Origin of the sequence: Extibacter sp. GGCC_0201 (assembly GCF_017566055.1) — a bacterium.
Classification (GTDB): Bacteria; Bacillota; Clostridia; order Lachnospirales; family Lachnospiraceae; genus Extibacter.
Genome location: NZ_JABFCH010000113.1, coordinates 1 through 229 on the forward strand (window position 1 = coordinate 1; position 229 = coordinate 229).

Below are 229 nucleotides of genomic sequence, written 5' to 3' on the forward strand. Positions count from 1 at the left end.
TCCCGATTATCTCGTATACAGGCTGACAGGCCATTTCGGGACGGATTACTGCGAGGCTTCCACCTCCTGCTTATATCAAATCAGGGAGAAACGGTGGTCGCCGGAGATGAGAGCCATGATAGGCCTTGAAAAAGAGTACTATCCGGAGATCCGGGGCAGCGTCCTGGCGGCCGGCACGCTCAGCCCTGATATGGCAGAGCGGTTTTTGCTGCCCCAGGAGATCGATGTG

At 56.3% G+C, this 229-nt stretch carries 1 protein-coding gene; it reads left to right on the forward strand.

The annotated features are described in order from the left end of the window. Nucleotides 1-229: FGGY family carbohydrate kinase (locus tag HJV72_RS18930; protein WP_243765709.1), on the forward strand; the 229-nt coding region annotated here is incomplete at both ends.